The following is a 412-nucleotide window of genomic DNA, read 5'->3' as shown; positions in this document are numbered from 1 at the left end:
GGTCGCGTGTGCGATGTCGGCGCGCTCCACGTCTTCGGGCACGTTCCGGTAGTCGATCCAGCGCCTGCCGTGGCTCGCCACCTCCCACCCCGCAGCGGCCATCGCCCGCGCGGCACCGGGGTTGCGCTCCAGCGCCTGCGCCACCGCGAACACGGTGAGCGGCGCCCGGTGTGCCGCGAGGGTGCGGTGGACGCGCCAGAACCCTGCGCGTGCACCGTAGGCGAACAGGGACTCCGCGTTCAGATCGCGCCCGCCCATCACCGGAGGCGCACCCACGATCTCGTGGAGATAGCCCTCCGACGCCGGATCGCCCTCCAAGACGTTCTGTTCGCCGCCCTCCTCGTAGTTGAGCACGAGGCTCACGGCGACCCGGGCACCGCCGGGCCAGGCGGCATGCGGTGGTTCGGCACCG

1 protein-coding gene is annotated in these 412 nt (G+C 72.8%); it reads right to left on the bottom strand.

Annotated elements, in window-relative coordinates:
- On the bottom strand, positions 1–412 hold a 412-nt coding region (locus tag G3I78_RS49510), incomplete at both ends, for a polysaccharide deacetylase family protein (RefSeq protein WP_164437233.1).

This window comes from Streptomyces sp. SID13726 (genome assembly GCF_010548375.1).
In the GTDB taxonomy this organism is placed as follows: Bacteria; Actinomycetota; Actinomycetes; order Streptomycetales; family Streptomycetaceae; genus Streptomyces.
The sequence above is the reverse complement of the archived record's forward strand: the minus strand, read 5'-3'. Positions and strand labels throughout refer to the sequence as shown.